This is a genomic window from Streptomyces sp. NPDC050743, assembly GCF_044456925.1.
Taxonomy (GTDB): domain Bacteria; phylum Actinomycetota; class Actinomycetes; order Streptomycetales; family Streptomycetaceae; genus Streptomyces.
The window spans coordinates 1-1353 of the sequence record NZ_JBITGJ010000333.1 but is presented as its reverse complement, the minus strand read 5'-3'; the positions used below and the strand labels follow the sequence as shown (position 1 = coordinate 1353).

1 protein-coding gene is annotated in these 1353 nt (G+C 69.0%); it reads right to left on the bottom strand.

Annotated elements, in window-relative coordinates:
• Positions 1-30: 30 nt before the first annotated feature.
• Positions 31-1353, bottom strand: a 1323-nt coding sequence (locus ACIBJF_RS53455) for a transposase (RefSeq protein WP_399185121.1), incomplete at its 5' end; no start/stop codon positions are given.

The window sequence follows — 1353 nt, the reverse complement described above, 5'->3', positions numbered from 1 at the left end:
CCCAAGGCCGGGTAGTTAACGATCTCCGTGTCACTGCAAGGGAGTTGGTGACCAAGTTGTGGCGGTGTAGAGGCCGGGGCCGATCTTGTGGATGAGTCCGCTCTCGGCCCATCTGGAGAGTTGTCTGTACATGGTGTCCAGGGTGACGTCGCCGAAGTGAGCCGCGATGTCGCGGGGTCTCCACAGGCGGGTGGGGTCTTCTTCGAGCAGGGCCAGGATGCGGTGTCTGCGGCGCTGGGCGGGGGCGGTATGCCGGTCGTCCCGGGAGGTGGTGGGCAGCGCGGGCTGCGGTTGTGAAGGTTCGAGGACGCTGACGTCGAGGCTGGTGACGGTGCGGCTGTGATCGGGTCTGCCGTCGTTGTGTCGTTCGTTGTACCGGGAGGTCGGTGATTTGACCTTGCGGGTGCTCACGCGGGGGCGACGGGGCGGCAGGAGTGCGGCCAGGACGCGGCGTCCGATGGTGCCGACCGGGTCGGTGGCGTCCGCGATGACGCCGGCGGCGTGGATTACCTGCTCACGGGCGGTCTGGAGGGCGATGGTGAAGCCGCAGCGGTCCGGGTCGGTGCCGGGGAGGGACTCGGCGGCATCGACCATCGCCGTGCGCAGGAGTTGGTAGAGCGCCAGCAGGGACCACATCTCCTGCTCGACGCCGACGCGGTCACCCGAGCGCAGCACCCGCCCGTCCATGATCGTGTGGCGGAGTGCGTAGTACGCCGATTCGTGCTCCCACCGCTGGTGATACAGGCTGACCAGGGCGGCAGCCGGATAGCGGCGAGCGTCACTCAACGTAGTGGCCAGCCGGTAGGCGCCGGTGAATACCGTGCCGTCGGCGCAGGTCACGGTGATCTGCGCGTCGATGATCCGCACCGGGCTGGTGCCGATCGCCGACAGGTAGGAGCCATCGGCCAGGCGGACGAGAGCGGGCGTGCGCCGGTTGCTACGCAGCCGGCCCAGGACCTGCGCGCCGGTGGCGGTCACCTGGGCAAGGAAGTCGTTGCCGTCGAAGCCCTTGTCCCACAGCACCAGCATCTCTGGCGTCAGCAGGTGCAGCAGGCGCCGGGCATAGCCCGTCTCGCCCTCGCTGGTGGGGCCGAAGACCGCGCCGATCAGAGCCCTCGTTCCGGTCTCGACCAGCGTCATCAGCTCCACAAGGGGGTATCCGCCATGGCCCGCAGAGCCGAGCCAGGCCCGGTTGCGGTCGGTGTCCGGGACCCTGATCGAGCTGCAGTCGAAGGAGACCGTGCGATACCGACCGAACCGCACCCCGGGCGTCCTCGGCTGAGCCAACGGCCCCAACAACACCTCACACAGCCCGCGCATGGGCGCACTGCCGACCCTGCGCCGCAGGTCACG